This is a genomic window from Citrobacter sp. Cb080 (assembly GCF_030334745.1).
GTDB lineage: Bacteria > Pseudomonadota > Gammaproteobacteria > Enterobacterales > Enterobacteriaceae > Citrobacter > Citrobacter braakii.
The window spans coordinates 62,465-83,550 of record NZ_JAOWDG010000022.1; the positions used below are offsets into that span (position 1 = coordinate 62,465).

General features: G+C 51.9%; 25 protein-coding genes and 2 pseudogenes. 12 read left to right on the plus strand and 15 right to left on the minus strand.

Going from position 1 to position 21,086, the window contains the following annotated elements:
- Nucleotides 1-55 precede the first annotated feature (55 nt).
- The gene (mntP, locus tag OGV38_RS01325; protein ID WP_016153398.1) at nucleotides 56-622 is read left to right on the plus strand and encodes a manganese efflux pump MntP; all 567 of its coding nucleotides are present in this window, start codon (nucleotides 56-58) and stop codon (nucleotides 620-622) included.
- Here the strand turns inward: mntP and rlmA are convergent.
- The 6 genes and pseudogenes from rlmA to mgrB form a co-directional block, all read right to left on the minus strand.
- Nucleotides 619-1,429 (minus strand): annotated as a pseudogene (gene rlmA, locus OGV38_RS01330) (23S rRNA (guanine(745)-N(1))-methyltransferase). The gene mntP and the pseudogene rlmA overlap by 4 nt on opposite strands.
- A 63-nt stretch (nucleotides 1,430-1,492) precedes the next feature.
- Nucleotides 1,493-3,238, minus strand: a complete 1,746-nt coding sequence (gene ftsI2, locus OGV38_RS01335; RefSeq protein WP_137367350.1) for a peptidoglycan DD-transpeptidase FtsI2/PBP3(PARA) — start codon at nucleotides 3,236-3,238, stop codon at nucleotides 1,493-1,495.
- Between the two features lie 219 nt (nucleotides 3,239-3,457).
- On the minus strand, nucleotides 3,458-3,667 hold the full coding sequence (gene cspE / locus OGV38_RS01340) for a transcription antiterminator/RNA stability regulator CspE (RefSeq protein ID WP_001062678.1): 210 nt from the start codon (nucleotides 3,665-3,667) through the stop codon (nucleotides 3,458-3,460).
- Nucleotides 3,668-3,679: 12 nt separating this feature from the next.
- On the minus strand, nucleotides 3,680-3,823 hold the full coding sequence (locus OGV38_RS01345) for a DUF2627 domain-containing protein (protein WP_006684179.1): 144 nt from the start codon (nucleotides 3,821-3,823) through the stop codon (nucleotides 3,680-3,682).
- Between the two features lie 635 nt (nucleotides 3,824-4,458).
- A complete protein-coding gene (locus OGV38_RS01350; protein WP_047358298.1) occupies nucleotides 4,459-4,743 on the minus strand; it encodes a YebO family protein in 285 nt (94 codons plus the stop codon).
- A 74-nt stretch (nucleotides 4,744-4,817) separates the two neighbouring features.
- Nucleotides 4,818-4,961 carry a PhoP/PhoQ regulatory lipoprotein MgrB gene (gene mgrB, locus OGV38_RS01355; RefSeq protein WP_016153402.1) on the minus strand — a complete coding sequence of 48 codons (144 nt, stop codon included), beginning with the start codon at nucleotides 4,959-4,961 and terminating at the stop codon, nucleotides 4,818-4,820.
- 164 nt (nucleotides 4,962-5,125) lie between these two features.
- On the opposite strand from mgrB, the gene OGV38_RS01360 reads away from it, so the two are divergent.
- Entirely contained in the window at nucleotides 5,126-5,365 is a 240-nt protein-coding gene (locus OGV38_RS01360; RefSeq protein ID WP_016153403.1) for a YobH family protein, read from the plus strand.
- Nucleotides 5,366-5,477: 112 nt separating this feature from the next.
- Here the strand turns inward: OGV38_RS01360 and kdgR are convergent, their stop codons facing one another.
- Entirely contained in the window at nucleotides 5,478-6,269 is a 792-nt protein-coding gene (gene kdgR, locus OGV38_RS01365) for a DNA-binding transcriptional regulator KdgR (protein ID WP_016156798.1), read from the minus strand.
- A 174-nt stretch (nucleotides 6,270-6,443) separates the two neighbouring features.
- On the opposite strand from kdgR, the gene OGV38_RS01370 reads away from it, so the two are divergent.
- A complete protein-coding gene (locus OGV38_RS01370) occupies nucleotides 6,444-7,817 on the plus strand; it encodes an MFS transporter (protein WP_286472863.1) in 1,374 nt (457 codons plus the stop codon).
- Nucleotides 7,818-7,867: 50 nt separating this feature from the next.
- On the opposite strand, the gene icd is transcribed toward OGV38_RS01370, so the two are convergent.
- The gene (icd, locus tag OGV38_RS01375) at nucleotides 7,868-9,118 is read right to left on the minus strand and encodes an NADP-dependent isocitrate dehydrogenase (RefSeq protein ID WP_003030769.1); all 1,251 of its coding nucleotides are present in this window, start codon (nucleotides 9,116-9,118) and stop codon (nucleotides 7,868-7,870) included.
- Nucleotides 9,119-9,320: 202 nt separating this feature from the next.
- Between icd and rluE the strand changes: the two genes are divergently transcribed.
- From rluE to purB, 5 genes are read left to right on the plus strand one after another with little or no spacing between them, the layout of a single operon-like run.
- Entirely contained in the window at nucleotides 9,321-9,944 is a 624-nt protein-coding gene (rluE, locus tag OGV38_RS01380; protein WP_016156800.1) for a 23S rRNA pseudouridine(2457) synthase RluE, read from the plus strand.
- A gap of 13 nt (nucleotides 9,945-9,957) precedes the next feature.
- The gene (locus OGV38_RS01385) at nucleotides 9,958-10,419 is read left to right on the plus strand and encodes an NUDIX hydrolase (protein ID WP_019076980.1); all 462 of its coding nucleotides are present in this window, start codon (nucleotides 9,958-9,960) and stop codon (nucleotides 10,417-10,419) included.
- 53 nt (nucleotides 10,420-10,472) lie between these two features.
- Nucleotides 10,473-11,579 (plus strand): tRNA 2-thiouridine(34) synthase MnmA, encoded by a 1,107-nt coding sequence (mnmA, locus tag OGV38_RS01390; protein ID WP_016156802.1) that lies wholly within the window; start codon nucleotides 10,473-10,475, stop codon nucleotides 11,577-11,579.
- Nucleotides 11,580-11,613: 34 nt separating this feature from the next.
- Nucleotides 11,614-12,255 carry a high frequency lysogenization protein HflD gene (hflD, locus tag OGV38_RS01395; RefSeq protein WP_286472865.1) on the plus strand — a complete coding sequence of 214 codons (642 nt, stop codon included), beginning with the start codon at nucleotides 11,614-11,616 and terminating at the stop codon, nucleotides 12,253-12,255.
- 3 nt (nucleotides 12,256-12,258) lie between these two features.
- Nucleotides 12,259-13,629 (plus strand): adenylosuccinate lyase, encoded by a 1,371-nt coding sequence (gene purB, locus OGV38_RS01400; RefSeq protein ID WP_016153410.1) that lies wholly within the window; start codon nucleotides 12,259-12,261, stop codon nucleotides 13,627-13,629.
- Between the two features lie 74 nt (nucleotides 13,630-13,703).
- Here the strand turns inward: purB and ruvB are convergent, their stop codons facing one another.
- The 6 genes from ruvB to aspS all read right to left on the minus strand — a co-directional run bounded on the left by ruvB (nucleotide 13,704) and on the right by aspS (nucleotide 18,960).
- Nucleotides 13,704-14,714, minus strand: a complete 1,011-nt coding sequence (gene ruvB, locus OGV38_RS01405; protein WP_016153411.1) for a Holliday junction branch migration DNA helicase RuvB — start codon at nucleotides 14,712-14,714, stop codon at nucleotides 13,704-13,706.
- An 8-nt stretch (nucleotides 14,715-14,722) separates the two neighbouring features.
- The gene (gene ruvA, locus OGV38_RS01410) at nucleotides 14,723-15,334 is read right to left on the minus strand and encodes a Holliday junction branch migration protein RuvA (RefSeq protein WP_019076982.1); all 612 of its coding nucleotides are present in this window, start codon (nucleotides 15,332-15,334) and stop codon (nucleotides 14,723-14,725) included.
- An 80-nt stretch (nucleotides 15,335-15,414) separates the two neighbouring features.
- On the minus strand, nucleotides 15,415-15,936 hold the full coding sequence (gene ruvC, locus OGV38_RS01415; protein ID WP_003034867.1) for a crossover junction endodeoxyribonuclease RuvC: 522 nt from the start codon (nucleotides 15,934-15,936) through the stop codon (nucleotides 15,415-15,417).
- A 34-nt stretch (nucleotides 15,937-15,970) separates the two neighbouring features.
- On the minus strand, nucleotides 15,971-16,714 hold the full coding sequence (locus OGV38_RS01420; protein ID WP_286472866.1) for a YebC/PmpR family DNA-binding transcriptional regulator: 744 nt from the start codon (nucleotides 16,712-16,714) through the stop codon (nucleotides 15,971-15,973).
- A 28-nt stretch (nucleotides 16,715-16,742) separates the two neighbouring features.
- Nucleotides 16,743-17,186: a dihydroneopterin triphosphate diphosphatase gene (gene nudB, locus OGV38_RS01425; protein WP_016153414.1), complete on the minus strand. Its 444-nt coding sequence runs from the start codon at nucleotides 17,184-17,186 to the stop codon at nucleotides 16,743-16,745.
- Nucleotide 17,187: 1 nt separating this feature from the next.
- Nucleotides 17,188-18,960: an aspartate--tRNA ligase gene (gene aspS / locus OGV38_RS01430; protein WP_016153415.1), complete on the minus strand. Its 1,773-nt coding sequence runs from the start codon at nucleotides 18,958-18,960 to the stop codon at nucleotides 17,188-17,190.
- Between the two features lie 264 nt (nucleotides 18,961-19,224).
- Here aspS and OGV38_RS01435 point away from each other — a divergent pair, with 264 nt between their 5' ends.
- The 3 genes and pseudogenes from OGV38_RS01435 to OGV38_RS24900 all read left to right on the plus strand — a co-directional run bounded on the left by OGV38_RS01435 (nucleotide 19,225) and on the right by OGV38_RS24900 (nucleotide 20,338).
- Nucleotides 19,225-19,791, plus strand: a complete 567-nt coding sequence (locus OGV38_RS01435; protein WP_286472867.1) for a hydrolase — start codon at nucleotides 19,225-19,227, stop codon at nucleotides 19,789-19,791.
- Nucleotides 19,788-19,883: pseudogene (locus OGV38_RS01440) on the plus strand (DUF72 domain-containing protein); the annotation flags it as partial. The gene OGV38_RS01435 and the pseudogene OGV38_RS01440, both read left to right, overlap by 4 nt.
- Before the next feature lie 338 nt (nucleotides 19,884-20,221).
- A complete protein-coding gene (locus tag OGV38_RS24900) occupies nucleotides 20,222-20,338 on the plus strand; it encodes a YnaM/YnfT family protein (protein WP_349813808.1) in 117 nt (38 codons plus the stop codon).
- Between the two features lie 47 nt (nucleotides 20,339-20,385).
- Here the strand turns inward: OGV38_RS24900 and OGV38_RS01445 are convergent, their stop codons facing one another.
- Nucleotides 20,386-20,775 (minus strand): HumD family translesion DNA polymerase, encoded by a 390-nt coding sequence (locus OGV38_RS01445; RefSeq protein WP_024199385.1) that lies wholly within the window; start codon nucleotides 20,773-20,775, stop codon nucleotides 20,386-20,388.
- A 78-nt stretch (nucleotides 20,776-20,853) separates the two neighbouring features.
- Between OGV38_RS01445 and OGV38_RS01450 the strand changes: the two genes are divergently transcribed.
- A partial coding sequence (locus OGV38_RS01450) for a DinI family protein (protein WP_286472868.1) occupies nucleotides 20,854-21,086 on the plus strand: 233 nt, incomplete at its 3' end.

Sequence of the window (21,086 nt, forward strand, 5' to 3'; positions counted from 1 at the left end):
CATGGTTACTGGGGGCAGTGATGTGTTTTATGGATACCCCGGTCAGGACGCTGTTATGAATCTCACCGCTACTGTTCTTCTTGCTTTCGGCATGTCGATGGATGCTTTCGCTGCATCAATTGGCAAAGGCGCCACCCTGCATAAACCCAAATTTTCTGAAGCACTGCGCACCGGCCTTATTTTCGGCGCCGTTGAAACGCTTACGCCGCTCATTGGCTGGGGCATGGGTATGCTCGCCAGCAAATTTGTACTGGAGTGGAACCATTGGATCGCCTTCATTCTGCTGATCTTTTTAGGCGGACGAATGATAATAGAAGGCTTTCGCGACGACGGGGATGAAGATGAAGAGCCACAGCGCCGCCATGGCTTCTGGCTGCTGGTCACAACCGCCATTGCAACCAGTCTCGACGCAATGGCCGTCGGGGTGGGTCTGGCTTTCCTGCAGGTCAACATTATTGCCACAGCGCTGGCCATCGGCTGCGCCACGTTGATTATGTCTACGCTCGGCATGATGATCGGTCGTTTCATTGGCCCGATGCTGGGCAAGCGAGCTGAAATTTTGGGCGGGGTGGTACTGATAGGTATTGGCGCCCAGATCCTCTGGGCACACTTCCACGGTTAATTCAGGCGCTGCCAGATATGAATACTAAAGTCTGTCTGGCAGTCAAACGTCGTTTTACCAGCTAACGTTTCCCACACTTCCGGCTTTGCCCGCCAGGCGAACGGCGTCATTTGCAGTAACGCAACGGCCTCGCTACCTTTGAGCTGCATCTGATACCCCAGCGCAAGACTCTCTTGCAGAACAAAACCGTCCAGTTGCTCAGTGTGTGGCGCATGCAAACGCACCTCATCATAAATCAGCCCTTTCAGCTCCATTAAATGACGCGGACCCGGCGTGGCGGTAATAACCCAGCCCCCCCGGTTTGACCACGCGAGCCAGCTCCGGCGCTTTACAGGGCGCGTAGATCCGGATGATGGCATCCATTGACTCGTCGGCAAACGGCAGGCGATGGCTGGAGGCAACGCAAAAGGTCACCTGCGAATAACGTCGGGCTGCGGACTTAATCGCCACTTTTGAGACGTCAAGACCAAAGGTTGTACAGCCCGTCAGAGCATCAGCAAACGCATGGGTGTAATACCCTTCCCCACAGCCAATATCCAGGATCGCGGCATCTTCTGAACTCAACCTCTGGGTGAGCGCATCCACAATTGCATCGCGCAGCGGCTGATAGTGTCCGGCATCGAGAAATGCCCGGCGCGCCTGCATCATCTCCGCGCTATCACCCGGATCGCGCGACCGTTTGTGCTGAACCGGCAGTAAGTTGACATACCCTTCTTTCGCCACGTCAAACTGGTGCCGCCCAGGGCAGACAAAACTGTTATTCGCTTGAGTAAGAGGCTGGTGGCAAAGAGGACAGGAAAACGACATGACAACTCCGGCAGGTGACTTAAGGGCGCAAGTGTAACGCGAATTGCGCCCTGGGAAAATAACTTACAGCGACGGCGAGGATACGTTGCTGCCGTGCATTACCAGCAGATGCTCGGAGTCGGCAGGCATACCGTCAGGCTTAACGTTTTCCAGACGCAGGACATCGCCCATTATCTGGCTGAATACCGGCGCGGAGACTGCCCCCCCATAATAAGCACCGTTTTGCGGGTTATTTATAACCACAACCAGCGCGAACTTTGGGTCGCTTGCTGGTGCAACGCCCGCCGTATAGGCCACATATTTATCGACATATTTGCCGTCATCGCCAATTTTCTTTGCCGTTCCGGTCTTAACCGCGACGCGATAATCTCTGACCGCGGCCTTGGTTCCCCCGCCGCCGGGTAGCGCGACGCTTTCCATCATATGTTCAACCTGGTGAACCAGCGCCTCCGGCATCACCCGCGTACCTATTACCGGCGGATCGATACGCGTAATAGAAAGGGGTCGATAGATACCAAAACTGCCGATGGTGGCATATACATGCGCCAGTTGGAGCGGCGTCACCATTAATCCATAACCAAATGCGAAGGTTGCCCGGTCCAGATCGCTCCAGTAGCGGCGTTGAGGCATTAATCCGCGACTTTCCCCGGTTAAACCCAGTCCGGTTGGATCGCCAAAGCCAAAGCTTTTATAGGTATTCAGTAATTTCTGTACCGGCATCGCCAGCGAAAGGTGTGACACGCCGGTATCGCTCGATTTCTGCAAGATCCCGGTCAGCGATAGCTCCGGGTAAAATCCGACGTCGCGGATGCGATGCCCATCAACAATAAAAGGATGAGTATCAATCACGCTGTCAGGCTGTACTATCCCCTGCTGCAGAGCGGTCATAATCACCAGTGGTTTTACGGTTGAACCGGGTTCAAAGGTATCGCTAATTGCACGATTACGAAAATCATCCAGTACCGCGCCATCACGGTTATTGGGATTGAAATCGGGAAAGCTTGCCATGGAGAGTATTTCGCCGGTGGCAATGTTGACCAGCACTGCGGCCCCTGATTCCGCTTTATTCCATGTCACGGCATTGTCCAGCGCGTCTTCAGTAACCGTCTGCAAGCGCTCATCAATGCTGAGCTGTAATTCATGCGCAGGCACCGGCATCACTTCCGTGATATTTTCGATGACATGGCCAAATTTGTCTTTCCGTACCAGGCGGGAGCCGGGTTTGCCCATCAACTGGCTATTGAAGCTTTTCTCCAGCCCTTCAATCCCCTGACCGTCAATGTTGGTGAAACCAATCAGATTGGCCGCAACATGTCCGGCGGGATAAAAGCGGCGGGACTCTTCACGCAGGTTGATTCCCGGCAGATCCAGTTTATCGACCCATTCTGCCTGCTGAGGAGAGATCTGGCGCGCCAGATAGATAAACCGCCCGGCTGGATTGCTGTTAACGCGTTCAGCCAGCGTGCTGAGAGAAATATGCAGCGTCTTCGCTAACGCCTGCCAACGTTCGTTATAGCCAACGCCACCCTTGCTGATAATCGTCTTCGGATCGGCCCAGACGGCGTTAACCGGAACGCTTACCGCCAGCGGTCGCCCTTCTCTGTCGGTTATCATTCCGCGTGGCGAAGCGATGGACACCTCGCGTAAGGAACGCATGTCTTCCTGTTTTACCAGATTCGTCGGCGTGACAATTTGCAACCACGCAACCCGCCCCAGCAGCAATCCAAGGCTTAATAATATTGCCACACAAAGCAGGGCAAAACGTACGGGAGTAAAATTGCGCGCATCGCCGTCGTTTTTCTTTTTCACCCGATCTCCAACAAGATAGTTTTTCAGGTGTCTGATTTAACGGGAAATGCCGCAAGAAAGCGGGGAAAACTATGCTACGAACATCACGCCTTTGCAACAAAGCGCTAATGGATGGGCATTCAGTAATATTTTGACGTAATTTGAATTAAAAAGCCCCGCATAAGCGAGGCTTTATATCTGAGATGGATGCGCAAAAGCGCTTCAAATCAGTGGTGTCGATCAGATAGCTGTTACGTTAACAGCAGCCGGACCTTTCTGGCCGTCCTGAATTTCGAACTCAACGTTCTGGCCTTCAGCCAGAGTTTTGAAGCCGTTACCCTGGATAGCGGAGAAGTGTACGAACACGTCTTTGCTGCCATCAGCCGGAGTAATGAAACCGAAACCTTTAGACTCGTTGAACCACTTAACTTGACCTTTAATCTTTGCCATTTGCAAAATTCCTTAGAGTATTTTCTTCGCCCGCGGGCATAACATAGATAAAACTGAGACATTACTGCTTGAGGCACTAATATAAGGTTCGGCAGAGAAGCGGTATTCAACGTCAACGTGTTTACTCAGGACTTCTTTACTGAAAATGCCACACATAAACAGAACTGTACCTCGTTTAACCCAAAACGTGTTATCACATACAACGTTAATAATGGCAAGCCATTTTTAAACGTGTCTCGATCGGTCGCACAAATCCCGTCGTCCATCAAACAGCAACTGCACAGTTATGCGCCAGATCGAGTAGAATTATATTCTCGCCTCTCTCCCCTATCCCCGCCTGACTTGCGCCATAGCCGGGATATTTCTACCATAGCTCAATAGCTTCAGTTGTTCCAGGTTATCTGTTACGGGTTCTGCCAGATATCATTTTTTATGCTTAGTAATGCATAAAATGTCACAAGCGTAAAAATGAGATCCGCCTTCTGGTTTTGCACCAAAATAATGAAAGAATGATGACAAGGCACAAAAAAAGTAAGAGAAACGTTTCGCTGTTAATAAAACGATCGTTATCACAAAAATGACATAATCATATTTTTTACGTATGGAAGATTATATTTATATCAGACTGGGGATAAGATATTAATTAGTCGGAGCATCTGAAAACACTGAGAATAGATGACTGTCCGGCCGCCAATTACACGACGAGGACAGAAGAAAATAATCTGACGCGCTGACGACAGGATGAAGCAACTGAGAACAACAACAACCGTTCCTCATCCTGCCATACCTTTTTACCGCTCAGCTACCAGGCGGATGATGTCATCGTCTTCATCCTTAATGGGCAGTGCAGTAGGCTCTGCTGCTTTCTCGGGTTCGTTAGCTTCGCAAAGGCGACGTAACAAAGCGTTCTGTCTTTTTTGCTGATCTAACAATGCCTCAAGCAGCTCAATCTGCTCGTTAGTACGCGAACTTGCCCGATTGATAAAAAACCAAAGAACAAGCCCAACAATCAGAACCACCACCGATACCGCTAAAGGCGCAAAACTCAACGCGCCAGAATTCAAAACTTCGTTCATTTTACCACCTCAATGTAGACAGTGTAGTTTACCACTGCCGCACAAGAAGGTAATCAACTGTTGCGAAAATGCGCTTACCAGGGAATAAATTTATTGAAGGCACAAATACCGCTGAAAAATTGTACGTCCTGATCGCACATGATGTTGAACACCTGCGCCCACATCAGTATGCATACCAGTACAACAACAATCAGCACTACCCAGCGAATTTTTTTCACTCCAGCTCCACTCTTCAACTCCACATCTTATGTCTATAAATTATCATGCGTTACCTAAACCCAGCGTTAACTGTATAGGCATTCAATCTTTTTAGGAATGATTGACTTGTTTCATACCGTGTACAGGCTAATCTAATAACAATGAGAAAAGATAAGAGGTTGTAATGCGTCTGATTATCCGCGCTATTGTGTTGTTAGCTCTGGTTTGGATCGGTTTATTATTGAGCGGCTATGGAATTTTGATTGGAAGTAAGGAGAATGCTGCCGGTCTGGGTCTGCAATGCCAATATCTGACTGCCCGTGGAACCAGCACGGCACAGTACGTCCACACCAGTAGCGGTATCATTGGCCTGTCGGATTGTCCCCTGTTAAGGAAAAGCACGGTCATTATCGATAACGGCTAATAATGCAACATTACATTCGATACGTTTTTTACGCCAGGTAACGTTATGACTGTTCATAAAAAACCCCAGGTACAAAATACTTGGGGTTTTTTACATTCGCGATTACGTCAGATTAGAACGGATAGTCGTTATAGCCCATTTGTTCTGAAATCTTGCGCGCTGCCGTATGCAGCATTGCCACATACTCGTGTAAACGCTCTTCTGAGAAACGCAGCGTTGGGAATGAAATACTCAACCCCGCAATAACCACGCCGAAACGGTCAAACACCGGTACGCCGATGCAGCGCAGGCCTTCTTCCTGTTCTTCGTTATCTTCGCCGTAACCCTGCTCACGTACTTTATCCAGCAGTAGCAGTAATTCATCAGTATTCGTAATGGTACGATCGGTGCTGCGTTTGTACTCAATGCCATCCAGAATCTGCTTCACTTCATCGCGGTCACGCCATGCAAGCAGAACTTTACCGATAGCCGTACTGTACAGCGGATTACGACGACCAACGCGGGAATACATGCGCAGATTGTACATAGAGTCGATTTTGTGAATGTAGACAATGCTGTCTTCATCCAACGCACCGAGGTGGACTGTCTCTTTAGTCAGGCGCGAAAGTTCGCGCATCTGAATGTCAGCGCTACGGATAAGATCGACGTTTTGCAACGCGCGCGCGCCCAGCTCGAATAATTTCAGGGTCAGTGAGTATTTCTCTGACTCCCCTTCCTGTGCCACATAACCCAGCGTTTTCATGGTCTGCAAAAAGCGATAAACGGTGCTTTTCGACATCATGACGCGTTGCGACAACTCGGTAATACCAATTTCGCGCTCTTCACCCAGCGCCTGCAGAATGCCAAAAACTTTCAGCACGGAAGATACAGAATCGGGTTGCTTATCCAGATCTGCGATTGCCATTTATCACCCCTTTCGAGTGTTTTATAAAAATCAGAACCGGTTTTTATTATAATTTCACGTACCAACCCTCGCAATCGCTCTTTGCTCACTTAGTTACAAATCTGCGACCTAACACCTGAATATCAATGCTAAAATTATTACTCTCATCATAAATTCCACAAATATCGACTTTCTATGGAAAAAATTCAGGCCGATGGTCTGCCATTGCCCCAGCGATATGGCGCAATTTTAACCATTGTTATTGGCATTTCTATGGCAGTACTCGACGGTGCAATAGCGAACGTGGCCCTGCCAACTATCGCCGCCGATCTTCAGGCCTCACCTGCCAGCTCAATCTGGATTGTGAACGCCTATCAAATCGCGATCGTCGTTTCGCTCCTGTCCCTCTCTTTTTTAGGCGATATGTTCGGTTACCGCCGCATTTATAAGTATGGCCTGGTCGTGTTCCTGCTTGCATCGCTATTCTGTGCCTTGTCAGATTCGTTGCACATGCTGACGCTGGCTCGCGTCGCCCAGGGTTTTGGCGGCGCGGCGCTAATGAGCGTGAATACGGCATTGATCCGACTTATTTATCCCCAGCGTCAACTCGGGCGAGGGATGGGGATTAACTCTTTTATCGTCGCGGTCTCCTCGGCCGCGGGTCCGACCATTGCCGCAGCAATTCTTTCTATTGCCTCCTGGAAATGGCTGTTTCTGATTAACGTCCCGCTGGGAATAGTCGCCCTGTTGCTGGCGATGCGCTTTTTGCCGCCCAATGCGTCCCGCGGCACTAAACCACGCTTTGACCTGCCCAGTGCGGTAATGAATGCCTTAACGTTTGGCTTGTTAATTACGGCGCTCAGCGGCTTTGCACAAGGACAGTCGCTAAAACTGATTGGTGCCGAGCTTGTGGCGCTTATGGTGGTGGGTTTTTTCTTTATCCGACGCCAGCTCGCGCTGGAGGTGCCGTTACTGCCGGTTGACCTGTTACGCATTCCACTGTTTTCACTCTCGATTTGTACCTCGATATGTTCATTCTGCGCACAAATGCTGGCATTGGTTTCCCTGCCCTTCTTTATGCAAACGGTGCTCGGACGCAGCGAGGTCGAAACAGGCCTGCTGTTGACGCCATGGCCGCTGGCAACCATGGTGATGGCGCCGCTGGCGGGATATCTGATTGAACGCATTCACGCCGGGCTGTTGGGCGCACTGGGCATGGCGTTGATGGCCAGTGGGTTGTTTTCGCTGGTGCTGCTGCCCGTTTCCCCCTCCGATTTTAATATCATCTGGCCGATGATTCTGTGCGGCGCGGGCTTTGGCTTGTTCCAGTCCCCAAATAATCACACCATCATCACCTCCGCGCCGCGTGAACGCAGCGGTGGGGCGAGCGGAATGCTGGGGACGGCGCGCTTGCTGGGTCAGAGTACCGGGGCCGCGCTGGTCGCGCTGATGCTAAACCAGTTTGGCGACAGTGGAACGCACGTCTCGCTGATAGCCGCAGGCATTCTGGCCTCGCTGGCAGCAATTGTTAGTGGTTTACGTATTACGCAACCGCGAGTTCAGGCATAAAAAAAACGGGAACCTCTCGGTTCCCGTTTTCACACAACCCAGTATCTGGATTACATGTTTTCGATGATTGCGTCACCAAACTCAGAACACTTCAGCAGCTTAGCGCCATCCATCAGACGTTCGAAGTCATAGGTTACGGTCTTGGCGTTGATCGCGCCTTCCATACCTTTAACGATCAGGTCAGCCGCTTCAACCCAACCCATGTGGCGCAGCATCATTTCAGCGGACAGAATAATGGAACCTGGGTTCACTTTATCCTGACCTGCATACTTCGGTGCAGTACCGTGGGTTGCTTCGAACAGCGCACATTCGTCACCGATGTTCGCGCCCGGCGCGATACCAATACCACCAACCTGTGCGGCCAGCGCATCGGAGATGTAGTCGCCGTTAAGGTTCATACAGGCAATCACATCATATTCAGCCGGACGCAGCAGGATCTGTTGCAGGAACGCATCGGCGATAACATCCTTAACCACGATCTCTTTGCCGGTTTTCGGGTTCTTGATTTTCACCCACGGACCGCCGTCGATCAGTTCACCACCGAATTCTTCACGCGCTAACTGGTAACCCCAGTCTTTGAACGCGCCTTCGGTGAATTTCATGATGTTACCTTTGTGTACCAGGGTAACAGAATCACGATCGTTAGCGATGGCGTATTCGATCGCCGCACGAACCAGACGTTTAGTCCCTTCTTCAGAACACGGCTTGATACCAATACCGCAATGCTCCGGGAAGCGGATTTTCTTCACGCCCATCTCTTCGCGCAGGAATTTAATCACTTTCTCGGCATCTGCAGAGTCCGCTTTCCATTCGATACCTGCGTAGATATCTTCGGAGTTTTCACGGAAGATGACCATGTCGGTCAGTTCAGGGTGCTTAACCGGGCTAGGCGTGCCCTGGTAATAACGCACCGGGCGCAGGCAGACATACAGGTCAAGTTCCTGACGCAGGGCAACGTTCAGAGAGCGAATACCGCCGCCAACTGGGGTGGTCAGTGGACCTTTGATGGCAACACGATATTCACGAATCAGATCAAGGGTTTCAGCAGGCAGCCAGACGTCCTGGCCATAAACCTGAGTGGATTTCTCGCCGGTGTAGATTTCCATCCAGGAGATTTTACGCTCGCCTTTATAGGCTTTCTCGACAGCAGCATCGACAACTTTGATCATCGGTGGGGTTACATCAACGCCGATACCGTCGCCTTCAATGAACGGGATAATCGGATTTTCAGGAACGTTGAGTTTGCCGTTTTGCAGGGTGATCTTCTTACCTTCCGCCGGAACAACTACTTTGCTTTCCATTCACCTCTCCTTCGAGCGCTTCTGGTTCTGCTCGTCTGTCATCGCGCTGCATGTGCGTTTGCGTCCTGCTGCACGAATGCGTTAGAGCAATTTTTTGTTAATGTTTTGTAATGAGCATGTCAATACTACCCTAATGTTCGTCGCCATGAAAGACACTCGTTCTTAGGCTATAATGCGGCAATTGATATAATCTGAAAATACCATGCAAAAAACTTCTTTTAGAAATCACCGGGTTGAGCGATTCAGCTCACGACAAGTCACCAGGCAGCGTAAAGAAAACCAGCCAAAACGCGTGGTTTTGTTCAATAAACCCTACGATGTTTTGCCACAATTTACTGACGAGGCGGGCAGAAGCACGTTAAAAGATTTTATTCCCGTGCCGGGAATCTATGCTGCGGGCCGACTCGACCGGGACAGCGAAGGACTTTTGGTGCTGACCAATGACGGCGCGCTGCAGGCACGGTTAACGCAACCTGGCAAGCGCACGGGGAAAATCTATTACGTCCAGGTCGAAGGCGAGCCGACAGCAGAAGCGCTGGATGCGCTGCGTACCGGGGTGACGCTCAATGATGGTCCCACGCTGCCCGCAGGTATTGAAATAGTAGAGGAACCCACCTGGCTGTGGCCGAGAAACCCGCCTATTCGGGAACGGAAAAATATCCCCACCAGTTGGCTGAAAGTTACTTTATATGAAGGCCGTAACCGCCAGGTTCGTCGTATGACAGCGCATGTTGGATTCCCGACGCTGCGCCTCATCCGCTATGCCATGGGAGATTACACGCTGGAAAATCTCGCCAACGGTCAATGGCGGGATGCAACTAACTGAATAAGGAACAGGTATGTTCAAACCGCACGTCACGGTCGCCTGCATTGTGCATGCAGAAGATAAGTTCTTAGTCGTTGAGGAAACAATCAATGGCAAAGCCCTGTGGAATCAACCTGCAGGACATCTGGAAGCGGATGAAACCCTGGTGCAAGCCGCCGCTCGCGAACTGTGGGAAGAGACGGGCATCAAAGCGCAGCCGCAACACTTCATCCGGATGCATCAATGGATTGCGCCGGACAAAACGCCCTTTTTACGTTTTCTGTTTTCTATCGAGCTTGCCAATATGTGCGCTACTGAACCTCATGACAGCGATATAGATTGCTGTCGCTGGGTCAGCGCAGAAGAGGTTCTCTCAGCGCCAAATCTGCGTTCGCCGTTGGTTGCGGAGAGTATTCATTGCTATCAGAGCGGACAGCGCTACCCTCTGGCGATGATCGGCGAATTTAACTGGCCGTTTACAGAGGGTGTCAAGTAAGGGGCTGCGTGCTAGAATATGCCGCCTTGAAGTTCAATGTCGTGAGTATTCCTATGTCTGAAAGCCCAAAAAAAGTGATCGTCGGCATGTCCGGCGGTGTCGATTCCTCCGTTTCTGCCTGGCTGTTGCAACAACAGGGTTATCAGGTAGAAGGCCTGTTTATGAAGAACTGGGAAGAGGACGATGGCGAGGAATATTGCACAGCGGCCGCCGATCTTGCGGATGCGCAGGCTGTCTGTGACAAACTCGGCATTGAACTGCATACCGTCAACTTTGCTGCAGAATACTGGGACAACGTCTTTGAACTGTTCCTTGAAGAGTACAAAGCGGGCCGTACGCCAAACCCCGATATTCTGTGCAATAAAGAAATCAAGTTTAAAGCCTTCCTCGAGTTTGCCGCCGAAGATTTAGGTGCCGATTATATCGCCACCGGTCACTACGTGCGCCGCGCCGACGTCGACAGCAAAAGCCGCCTGCTGCGTGGACTCGATGGCAATAAAGACCAGAGCTATTTCCTCTACACGCTCGGTCATGAACAAATCGCGCAGAGCCTGTTCCCGGTAGGCGAACTGGAAAAACCGCAGGTGCGTAAAATTGCCGAAGATCTCGGTCTGATTACGGCCAAGAAAAAAGACTCAACCGGTATCTGCTTCATCGGCGAACGTAAGTTCCGCGAGTTTCTCGGTCGTTATCTGCCGGCTCAGCCAGGCAAAATCATCACCGTTGATGGCGAAGAGATTGGCCAGCATCAGGGCCTGATGTACCACACGCTGGGTCAGCGTAAAGGTCTGGGCATTGGCGGGACGAAAGAAGGCACGGAAGATCCGTGGTACGTGGTGGATAAAGACGTCGAGAACAACATTCTGGTTGTTGCTCAGGGTCATGAACACCCGCGTCTGATGTCCGTTGGCCTGGTGGCGCAACAGCTGCACTGGGTCGATCGCGAACCGTTCACCGGCACAATGCGCTGCACGGTGAAAACCCGCTATCGTCAGACCGACATTCCGTGCACCGTTAAGGCGCTGGATGCTGAGCGTATTGAAGTCATTTTCGACGAGCCAGTCGCGGCGGTAACGCCGGGTCAGTCGGCTGTCTTTTACAATGGCGAAGTGTGCCTCGGCGGCGGCATTATCGAACAACGATTGCCTCTGCCGGTATAATTACTTACACATCTAATACAAGGAAGCAGTGAACGTGGCAAAGAATTATTATGACATCACCCTCGCTCTGGCAGGCATTTGTCAGTCGGCACGCCTGGTGCAGGAACTGGCGCACCAGGGGCATTGTGATACCGATGCATTGCACGTTTCACTGAACAGTGTCATCGACATGAATCCCAGCTCTACGCTGGGCGTGTTTGGCGGCAGCGAGGCCAACCTGCGTTTAGGTCTGGAAACGATGCTCGGCGTGCTCAACGCCAGCAGTCGTCAGGGGCTGAACGCGGAACTCACCCGCTACACGTTAAGCCTGATGGTGCTGGAGCGTAAGCTGTCAGCCGCTAAAGGCGCTATGGACACGCTGGGAGACCGCATCAACGGCTTGCAGCGCCAACTGGACCATTTTGATTTGCAGTCAGAAACGTTGATGAGTGCGATGGCAGGCATTTATGTTGACGTCATCAGCCCACTCGGCCCACGTATTCAGGTTACGGGCTCCCCGGCCATCCTTCAGAGCCCACAGGTTCAGGCTAAAGTACGCGCTTCCCTGCTGGCTGGCATTCGCGCTGCCGTGCTCTGGCATCAGGTTGGTGGAGGCCGTCTGCAACTCATGTTTTCTCGTAATCGCCTGACGACTCAGGCTAAACAAATTCTTGCTCATTTAACCCCGGAGTTGTGATCTATGGAATTATCCTCACTGACCGCCGTTTCCCCTGTCGATGGACGCTACGGCGATAAAGTCAGCGCGCTGCGCGGGATTTTCAGCGAATACGGTTTGCTGAAATTCCGTGTACAAGTTGAAGTACGCTGGCTGCAAAAACTGGCCGCGCACGCAGCGATCAAGGAAGTTCCTGCTTTTGCTGCCGACGCAATCGGTTTCCTTGATGCGATTGTCGCTAACTTCAATGAAGAAGATGCTGCGCGTATCAAAACCATTGAGCGTACGACCAACCATGACGTGAAGGCAGTTGAGTATTTCCTGAAAGAGAAAGTAGCGGATATTCCGGAACTGCACGCTGTTTCCGAGTTCATCCACTTCGCGTGTACCTCAGAAGACATCAACAACCTGTCTCACGCGCTGATGCTGAAAACCGCCCGTGACGAAGTGGTTCTGCCGTACTGGCGCAAGCTTATCGACGCGGTGAAAGATCTTTCCGTACAGTATCGCGATATTCCTTTGCTCTCCCGTACCCACGGTCAGCCAGCCACCCCGTCTACGCTGGGCAAAGAAATGGCAAATGTGGCTTACCGTATGGAGCGTCAGTACCGCCAGCTCAATCAGGTCGAAATTCTCGGCAAAATCAACGGTGCAGTCGGTAACTATAACGCCCACATCGCCGCTTATCCGGAAGTGGACTGGCATCAGTTCAGCGAAGAATTTGTCACCTCGCTGGGCATCCAGTGGAACCCGTACACCACGCAGATTGAGCCGCACGACTACATTGCCGAGCTGTTTGATTGCATCGCCCGTTTCAACACTATCCTGATCGACTTCGACCGCGATGTCTGGGGTTACGTGGCGCTGAACCATTTCAAACAGAAAACCATCGCGGGTGAAATTGGCTCCTCCACCATGCCGCACAAGGTGAACCCAATCGATTTCGAAAACTCCGAGGGTAACCTGGGCCTGTCTAACGCGGTTCTGCAGCATCTGGCGAGCAAACTGCCGGTCTCCCGCTGGCAGCGCGATCTGACGGACTCTACCGTTCTGCGTAACCTGGGCGTGGGGATTGGCTATGCGCTGATCGCTTATCAGTCCACGCTGAAAGGTGTGAGCAAACTGGAAGTGAACCGCGATCATCTGCTGGATGAACTGGATCATAACTGGGAAGTGCTGGCAGAGCCGATCCAGACCGTGATGCGTCGCTATGGCATTGAAAAACCATACGAGAAGCTGAAGGAACTGACCCGCGGCAAACGCGTTGACGCCGAAGGTATGAAGCAGTTTATCGACGGTCTTGCGCTGCCTGAAGACGAGAAAACTCGCCTGAAAGCAATGACGCCGGCCAATTACATTGGTCGCGCCGTCACCATGGTTGATGAACTGAAGTAATCTGTTTTACGCCTGTCAGGCCTGCATCATATCGTAGGCCTGCCAGGCGTAGCGCCATCAGGGATTATTGAGTCTTATGGCATTTCCGGCGGTGTAATGCCAAAGTGGTTCCACGCCCGCACCGTTGCCATACGTCCGCGCGGAGTTCGCTGCAGAAAACCTTGCTGAATCAGATACGGCTCCAGCACGTCCTCAATGGTTTCACGCTCTTCCCCAATCGCCGCCGCCAGGTTATCCAGTCCGACCGGTCCACCGAAGAACTTATCGATAACTGCCAGCAGCAGCTTACGGTCCATATAATCGAATCCTTCCGCATCCACATTGAGCATATCCAGTGCCTGAGCGGCGATATCTGCTGAAATTGTGCCGTCATGCTTCACTTCGGAGAAATCGCGTACCCGGCGTAATAAACGGTTGGCGATACGCGGCGTACCACGGGCGCGGCGTGCCACTTCCAATGCGCCTTCATCGCTCATTTCCAGTCCCATAAAGCGGGCGCTGCGTCCAACAATGTGCTGCAGGTCTGCCACCTGATAGAATTCCAGGCGCTGTACAATACCGAAGCGGTCACGCAGCGGAGACGTTAACGAACCGGCGCGCGTCGTCGCCCCGATCAGGGTAAACGGCGGCAGATCGATCTTAATCGAACGTGCAGCTGGCCCTTCGCCAATCATGATATCCAGCTGGTAATCTTCCATCGCCGGATACAGCACCTCTTCCACCACCGGTGACAGGCGATGGATTTCATCTATAAACAGCACATCGTGCGGTTCAAGGTTGGTGAGCATTGCCGCCAGATCGCCCGCTTTTTCCAGTACCGGACCGGAAGTGGTGCGCAGATTAACGCCCATTTCATTGGCAACAATATTGGCAAGCGTGGTTTTACCGAGACCTGGAGGACCGAAAATCAGCAGGTGATCGAGGGCTTCACCGCGCAGCTTCGCCGCTTGGATAAAAATCTCCATTTGCGAACGCACCTGAGGCTGGCCAATATACTCTTCCAGCAATTTGGGGCGGATCGCGCGATCCACCAGATCTTCAGGGGTCGTGCTGACAGCCGAAATCAGGCGATCTGCTTCAATCATCCTTTACCTCACAATGCCGCGCGAAGCGCTTCACGAATCAGGGTTTCACTGCTGGCATCAGGGCGAGCAATTTTGCTCACCATGCGGCTGGCTTCCTGTGGTTTATAGCCTAACGCCACCAGCGCAGCAACCGCTTCCTGCTCGGCGTCATCCGTTGCAGGACTGGCCGGAGAGGTCAGGACCAGATCCGCCGCCGGCGTGAAGAGATCGCCATGCAGGCCTTTAAAGCGGTCTTTCATTTCCACAATCAAACGCTCTGCGGTTTTCTTACCTATGCCCGGTAATTTCACCAGCGCGCCAAGCTCTTCGCGCTCAACGGCATTAACGAACTGCTGTGCAGACATACCGGAGAGGATCGCCAGCGCCAGCTTCGGCCCGACGCCATTGGTTTTGATTAACTCTTTAAACAGCGTGCGTTCTTGTTTGTTGTTAAAACCATATAGCAGTTGAGCGTCTTCACGCACCACAAAATGGGTGAAGATAATCGCTTCCTGCCCGGATTCCGGCAACTCGTAGAAACAGGTCATCGGCATATGGACTTCATAGCCTACTCCGCCGGTTTCCAGAAGGACCAACGGGGGTTGTTTTTCAAGAATGATGCCTCTGAGTCTGCCTATCACGTGACGCTCCTGCGTTAAGGGCTAAAAGGTAATGCGCTATCATAAAAAAAGGCTGGATAGATATCCAGCCTCATTTGTCACTAACGTAACCGACCTCGCGCCAGATTCAGCCGCGACTCGCTCATTTGCATGGCGTTCTGGCTGACGTGGCAATGGGTAATAGCAATCGCCAGCGCATCCGCGGCATCCGCCTGCGGATTTGCCGGGAGTTTTAGCAGCGTGCGTACCATATGCTGAACCTGGCTTTTTTCCGCGCTGCCGATACCCACCACGGTCTGTTTTACCTGGCGGGCCGCGTATTCAAAGACCGGAAGATCCTGATTAGTAGCCGCAACGATTGCCACGCCGCGCGCCTGCCCCAGCTTTAGCGCCGAGTCGGCATTCTTCGCCATAAAGACCTGCTCAATGGCAAAATAGTCGGGCTGGAACTGGGTGATGATTTCCGTCACGCCTGCATAAATCAACTTCAGACGTGAAGGAAGATCGTCGACTTTGGTGCGAATGCAGCCGCTACCGAGGTAGGTCAGCTGTCTGCCGACCTGACGAATTACGCCATAACCGGTGATGCGCGACCCCGGGTCAATGCCGAGAATGATAGACATCACGCATCTCCTGTTAGTTTATGGCTTAACCACATCATTCGAGCGTTGCAGCAACCTCATCGGAGATTTCGCCGTTGTGGTAAACTTCCTGCACGTCGTCGCAGTCTTCCAGCATATCGATCAGACGCATCAGCTTCGGCGCCGTTTCTGCATCCATATCCGCTTTGGTGGAGGGGATCATAGACACTTCAGCCGCGTCCGCTTTCAGACCAGCCGCTTCCAGCGCATCACGCACTTTGCCCATCTCTTCCCACGCGGTGTAAACGTCAATCGCGCCATCGTCGAAGGTCACAACGTCTTCAGCGCCCGCTTCCAGTGCCGCTTCCATAATGGCGTCTTCGTCGCCTTGTCCAAAAGAGATCACGCCTTTTTTGCTGAACAGGTAAGCTACGGAACCGTCGGTACCTAGGTTGCCGCCCGTTTTAGTGAATGCGTGACGCACTTCCGCAACGGTACGGTTACGGTTGTCAGACAGACACTCAATCATAACGGCTGTTCCGCCAGGGCCGTAACCTTCATAGATGATGGTTTCCATGTTCGCATCATCGTCGCCACCAACACCACGCGCGATTGCACGGTTCAGGGTGTCACGGGTCATGTTATTTGCCAGCGCTTTATCAACCGCGGCGCGCAGACGTGGGTTAGCATCCGGATCGCCGCCGCCCAGTTTGGCTGCCGTCACCAGCTCACGAATGATTTTGGTGAAAATTTTACCGCGTTTAGCATCCTGCGCTGCTTTACGATGTCTGGTGTTGGCCCATTTACTATGACCTGCCATAAATAATCTCTCCAAAAAGCGCGCCTTCTCAGGCGACGTTAATTACAAACTCTTCAATCGCCTGCCGGTTACTCCACGACTTGGTTAACTGCGCGGCTTCGTGCGCATTAACCCAACGGTAGGTCAGATGTTCGGTGAACACGATCTCTCGTTCAGAGGGAAGTGCTAGGCAAAACCAGGATTCAGTATTACGCTCAATTCCCGGCGCATAGCGATGACGTAAATGGCTAAAAATCTCAAATTCCACCGTGCGCTGACAGTCAATTAAGGTCAGTTGCTCAGTCGCAACATCAATGGCGACCTCTTCCTTTACTTCGCGCATCGCGGCTTGCGACGCGGTTTCACCCTCTTCAAGGCTGCCGGTGACCGACTGCCAGAAATCAGGATCGTCGCGTCGCTGTAACATCAGCACTCTCCCGGTGTCCTTTGCATAAATCACGACTAACACCGAGACAGGCTGTTTGTATCTCATATCAGTTATTCTCGGCCTTCTTAACAACCTGAATGCTCAGTTCCGCCAGCGCGGCTTCATTGGCAAAGCTTGGTGCTTCAGTCATCAGACATGCTGCAGCCGTGGTTTTCGGGAAGGCAATAACGTCACGAATGTTGTCAGTACCGGTCAGCAGCATAGTCAGACGATCCAGACCAAACGCCAGGCCCGCATGCGGCGGTGTACCGTATTTTAGCGCATCCAGCAGGAAGCCGAACTTCTCGCGCTGTTCTTGCTCGTTAATGCCCAGAATGCCGAATACAGTCTGCTGCATATCACCGTTGTGAATACGCACGGAACCACCGCCCACTTCATAGCCGTTGATGACCATATCGTAAGCGTTGGCAACCGCGTCTTCCGGCGCAGCTTTCAGCTCTGCGGCCGTCATGTCTTTTGGCGCGGTGAACGGGTGGTGCATCGCGGTCAGACCGCCTTCACCATCGTCTTCAAACATCGGGAAGTCGATAACCCACAGCGGCGCCCATTTGGCTTCGTCGGTAATGTTCAGGTCTTTGCCCAGTTTCAGACGCAGCGCGCCCATCGCGTCGGCCACCACTTTCTTGTTGTCGGCACCGAAGAAAATCATGTCGCCGTCTTGCGCACCGGTACGCTCCAGAATCGCATCTACGATTTCTGCGTTCAGGAACTTAGCAACCGGGCTGGTGATGCCTTCCAGGCCTTTCGCACGCTCGGTGACTTTGATGTAAGCCAGTCCTTTCGCGCCGTAAATCTTAATAAAGTTACCGTAATCGTCGATCTGCTTACGGCTTAAGCTCGCACCGCCCGGTACACGCAGGGCAGCTACGCGGCCTTTCGCATCGTTCGCCGGACCAGAGAACACGGCGAACTCAACGCCTTTCACCAGATCGGCAACGTCAACCAGTTCCATCGGGTTACGCAGGTCTGGTTTATCAGAACCGTAACGACGCTCGGCTTCGGCAAAGGTCATGATCGGGAAATCACCCAGATCCACACCTTTAACTTCCAGCCACAGGTTACGCACCAGCGCTTCCATCACTTCACGCACCTGCGGCGCGGTCATGAAGGAAGTCTCAACGTCGATCTGGGTAAATTCAGGCTGACGGTCAGCACGTAAGTCTTCATCACGGAAGCATTTTACGATCTGATAGTAGCGGTCAAAACCGGACATCATCAGCAGCTGTTTAAACAGCTGAGGAGACTGCGGCAGCGCGTAGAACTTACCTTTATGAACACGAGAAGGAACCAGGTAATCGCGCGCGCCTTCCGGCGTAGCTTTGGTCAGCATCGGAGTTTCGATGTCAAGGAAGCCGTGATCGTCCATAAAACGACGCACCAGGCTGGTAATTTTGGCACGCGTTTTCAGGCGCTGCGCCATTTCAGGGCGACGCAGATCCAGGTAGCGATACTTCAGTCGCGCTTCTTCGGTGTTTACATGGTTAGAGTCCAGCGGCAGCGAGTCTGAACGGTTGATGATGGTCAGATCGGAGGCCAGCACTTCAATTTCGCCAGTCGCCATATCGGCGTTGACGTTTTTCGCGTCACGCGCACGCACGGTGCCCGTAACCTGGATACAGAACTCATTACGCAGTTCGGAGGCCAGCTTTAACGCATCCGCACGGTCCGGATCGAAAAATACCTGCACGATACCTTCGCGGTCGCGCATATCGATAAAGATCAGGCTACCAAGATCACGACGACGGTTGACCCAACCACACAGAGTCACCTGCTGCCCCTCGTGGGACAGACGTAGCTGTCCGCAATATTCTGTACGCATGAGATATCCCTTAACTTTGCCGCAGGCGGATTGTCACCTGTCTCGCAGGTGACGAAGTCGCAGCTTTAGCTGAATGTCACAACTGAATGAAAAAAGGCGGCTATTATACTGGAAATTCTGCCGCACGATAAGTCCGGTACTGACTGTACGCCTGTTTCCTGGACGGGCATTGCGTAATCTCACAAAAAATAACAAAAATTGTCGTCCCTTTCACACTGATTCGCGATTAAGGTGTAACGGAATTCTTTTTTTACTGGAGTGATCATGCTGGAACTGAACGCAAAAACAACCGCTCTTGTTGTTATTGATCTACAGGAAGGTATCCTGCCTTTCGCTGGCGGCCCATACTCGACAAACGACGTGGTTGCCCGCGCCGCGCAGTTGGCGGAAAAATTCCGTGCCCACGGTTCCCCGGTGGTAATGGTGCGCGTCGGCTGGTCTGCCGATTATGCCGAAGCGCTGAAACAGCCAGTTGATGCTCACGCTCCGGCCAAAGCGTTACCCGAAAACTGGTGGAATTACCCGAGCGCTCTGGGTAAATGCGCCAGCGACCTCGAAGTGACCAAACGCCAGTGGGGAGCTTTCTACGGCACCGATCTGGAATTACAACTGCGTCGTCGGGGCATCGAGACCATCGTCCTGTGCGGCATCTCCACAAATATTGGCGTGGAGTCAACGGCGCGAAATGCGTGGGAGCTGGGTTTTAATCTGATCGTTGCAGAAAACGCCTGTAGTGCCGCCAGCGCTGAGCAACATCAGGGCAGCATGACGCATATTTTCCCGCGTATCGCACGCGTACGCAGCGTGGACGAGATCCTGCAAGCGCTATGATTTATATCGGTTTACCCCAGTGGGCGCATCCCAAATGGGTGCGTCTGGGGATCACCAGCCTTGAAGAGTATGCCCGCCACTTTAACTGCGTGACGCGGGCATTTTAAAAATCACTAAAGAACGCCCAAGAGCATGTGTTTTCTTTAGTTTATTCAATGCATTAAAAAATAGTTTCGCATGAAATTCGGTAAACTTCATGTGTGCAATAATGTCCCATTCATGCCCCAAAATACCCCAAAGCAGACATTTTTGCCCCAAGTATGCCCCACAAGTCACGTCTTCAAGTCGTCTATATCCATAGCACACCGAGTTACATTCTTGCATCCGGGGTGTCGACAATACCTACTTTATTGAGTGTGCGAGAATTACCAGGAACCTTTCCACAATGTAGTAGTCTAATAGTCGAATCCATCTAACATTAAGAAGCGTTATGATCACTAGCCTCTCATTGATATCTTCTGTAATAGTCACTCTATGTATCATGGTGTTCGCTACAGTAAAGGTAGGGATTGGTTTGTCTAACAATCCAGACAGAAATGATAATTAACCTCAACCACGTAACCACACTTCATACTTCACTTAACAGTGAAGTGCTCACATCACCGGGCAGTCATCAAACTCCGCATTCCTGGCATCATTAATGATGTACGTGATCACTCCAAATATAGCGGGTGCAGAACTGTAACCATCATCATCTGCTGGCAGCGCTTCCCTTCTCCCGTTATCCAGATTAACCAGGTGCGGCTGAGGATGAGTCCGATATCGCTTGATCCTGAATTCCCCGTCGATTGCACATATCAGCAGTGAACCATCGCAGGCAGTAAGTGACGCATCCACAACAAGCAACGCTCCCTGTATTATCCCTTCCCTGAAATGTGAACGCGATGCCCGCATGAAATAAGTCGCTGCGGGTTGGCTGATTAGCTGCTGATCGAGGGAGATTCGTGTTTCAACATAATCTGCCGCAGGTGAAGGAAAGCCCATGTTTACGCCCTCTCTTGAATACCGGATAAAAACACAGTATAAATACTGTATATACATCCAGTAAAGAGGAAATGAGCAATGTTCGTGGAACTCGTTTATGACAAAAGGAATTTTGATGGGCTGCCTGGTGCAAAAGATATCATTCTGGGCGAATTGACCAAGAGAGTGCACCGGATTTTCCCGGATGCTGATGTTCGGGTTAAACCGATGATGACACTGCCGGCGATCAACACTGACGCCAGCAAGCATGAGAAGGAACAGATAAGCCGTACTGTTCAGGAAATGTTTGAAGAGGCTGATATGTGGCTGGT

What these genes read in the sequence shown, in the direction of transcription:
- OGV38_RS01350 (WP_047358298.1), bottom strand. Translation starts at nt 4,743, where the DNA reads ATGAACGAAGTTTTGAATTCTGGCGCGTTGAGTTTTGCGCCTTTAGCG.
- OGV38_RS01360 (WP_016153403.1), top strand. Translation starts at nt 5,126, where the DNA reads ATGCGTCTGATTATCCGCGCTATTGTGTTGTTAGCTCTGGTTTGGATC.
- rluE (WP_016156800.1), top strand. Translation starts at nt 9,321, where the DNA reads ATGCAAAAAACTTCTTTTAGAAATCACCGGGTTGAGCGATTCAGCTCA.
- mnmA (WP_016156802.1), top strand. Translation starts at nt 10,473, where the DNA reads ATGTCTGAAAGCCCAAAAAAAGTGATCGTCGGCATGTCCGGCGGTGTC.
- OGV38_RS01345 (WP_006684179.1), bottom strand. Translation starts at nt 3,823, where the DNA reads ATGTGTGGCATTTTCAGTAAAGAAGTCCTGAGTAAACACGTTGACGTT.
- nudB (WP_016153414.1), bottom strand. Translation starts at nt 17,186, where the DNA reads ATGAGATACAAACAGCCTGTCTCGGTGTTAGTCGTGATTTATGCAAAG.
- mntP (WP_016153398.1), top strand. Translation starts at nt 56, where the DNA reads ATGAATCTCACCGCTACTGTTCTTCTTGCTTTCGGCATGTCGATGGAT.
- ruvB (WP_016153411.1), bottom strand. Translation starts at nt 14,714, where the DNA reads ATGATTGAAGCAGATCGCCTGATTTCGGCTGTCAGCACGACCCCTGAA.
- OGV38_RS01435 (WP_286472867.1), top strand. Translation starts at nt 19,225, where the DNA reads ATGCTGGAACTGAACGCAAAAACAACCGCTCTTGTTGTTATTGATCTA.
- ruvC (WP_003034867.1), bottom strand. Translation starts at nt 15,936, where the DNA reads ATGTCTATCATTCTCGGCATTGACCCGGGGTCGCGCATCACCGGTTAT.
- OGV38_RS24900 (WP_349813808.1), top strand. Translation starts at nt 20,222, where the DNA reads ATGATCACTAGCCTCTCATTGATATCTTCTGTAATAGTCACTCTATGT.
- OGV38_RS01420 (WP_286472866.1), bottom strand. Translation starts at nt 16,714, where the DNA reads ATGGCAGGTCATAGTAAATGGGCCAACACCAGACATCGTAAAGCAGCG.
- OGV38_RS01385 (WP_019076980.1), top strand. Translation starts at nt 9,958, where the DNA reads ATGTTCAAACCGCACGTCACGGTCGCCTGCATTGTGCATGCAGAAGAT.
- icd (WP_003030769.1), bottom strand. Translation starts at nt 9,118, where the DNA reads ATGGAAAGCAAAGTAGTTGTTCCGGCGGAAGGTAAGAAGATCACCCTG.
- kdgR (WP_016156798.1), bottom strand. Translation starts at nt 6,269, where the DNA reads ATGGCAATCGCAGATCTGGATAAGCAACCCGATTCTGTATCTTCCGTG.
- OGV38_RS01445 (WP_024199385.1), bottom strand. Translation starts at nt 20,775, where the DNA reads ATGGGCTTTCCTTCACCTGCGGCAGATTATGTTGAAACACGAATCTCC.
- aspS (WP_016153415.1), bottom strand. Translation starts at nt 18,960, where the DNA reads ATGCGTACAGAATATTGCGGACAGCTACGTCTGTCCCACGAGGGGCAG.
- cspE (WP_001062678.1), bottom strand. Translation starts at nt 3,667, where the DNA reads ATGGCAAAGATTAAAGGTCAAGTTAAGTGGTTCAACGAGTCTAAAGGT.
- OGV38_RS01370 (WP_286472863.1), top strand. Translation starts at nt 6,444, where the DNA reads ATGGAAAAAATTCAGGCCGATGGTCTGCCATTGCCCCAGCGATATGGC.
- purB (WP_016153410.1), top strand. Translation starts at nt 12,259, where the DNA reads ATGGAATTATCCTCACTGACCGCCGTTTCCCCTGTCGATGGACGCTAC.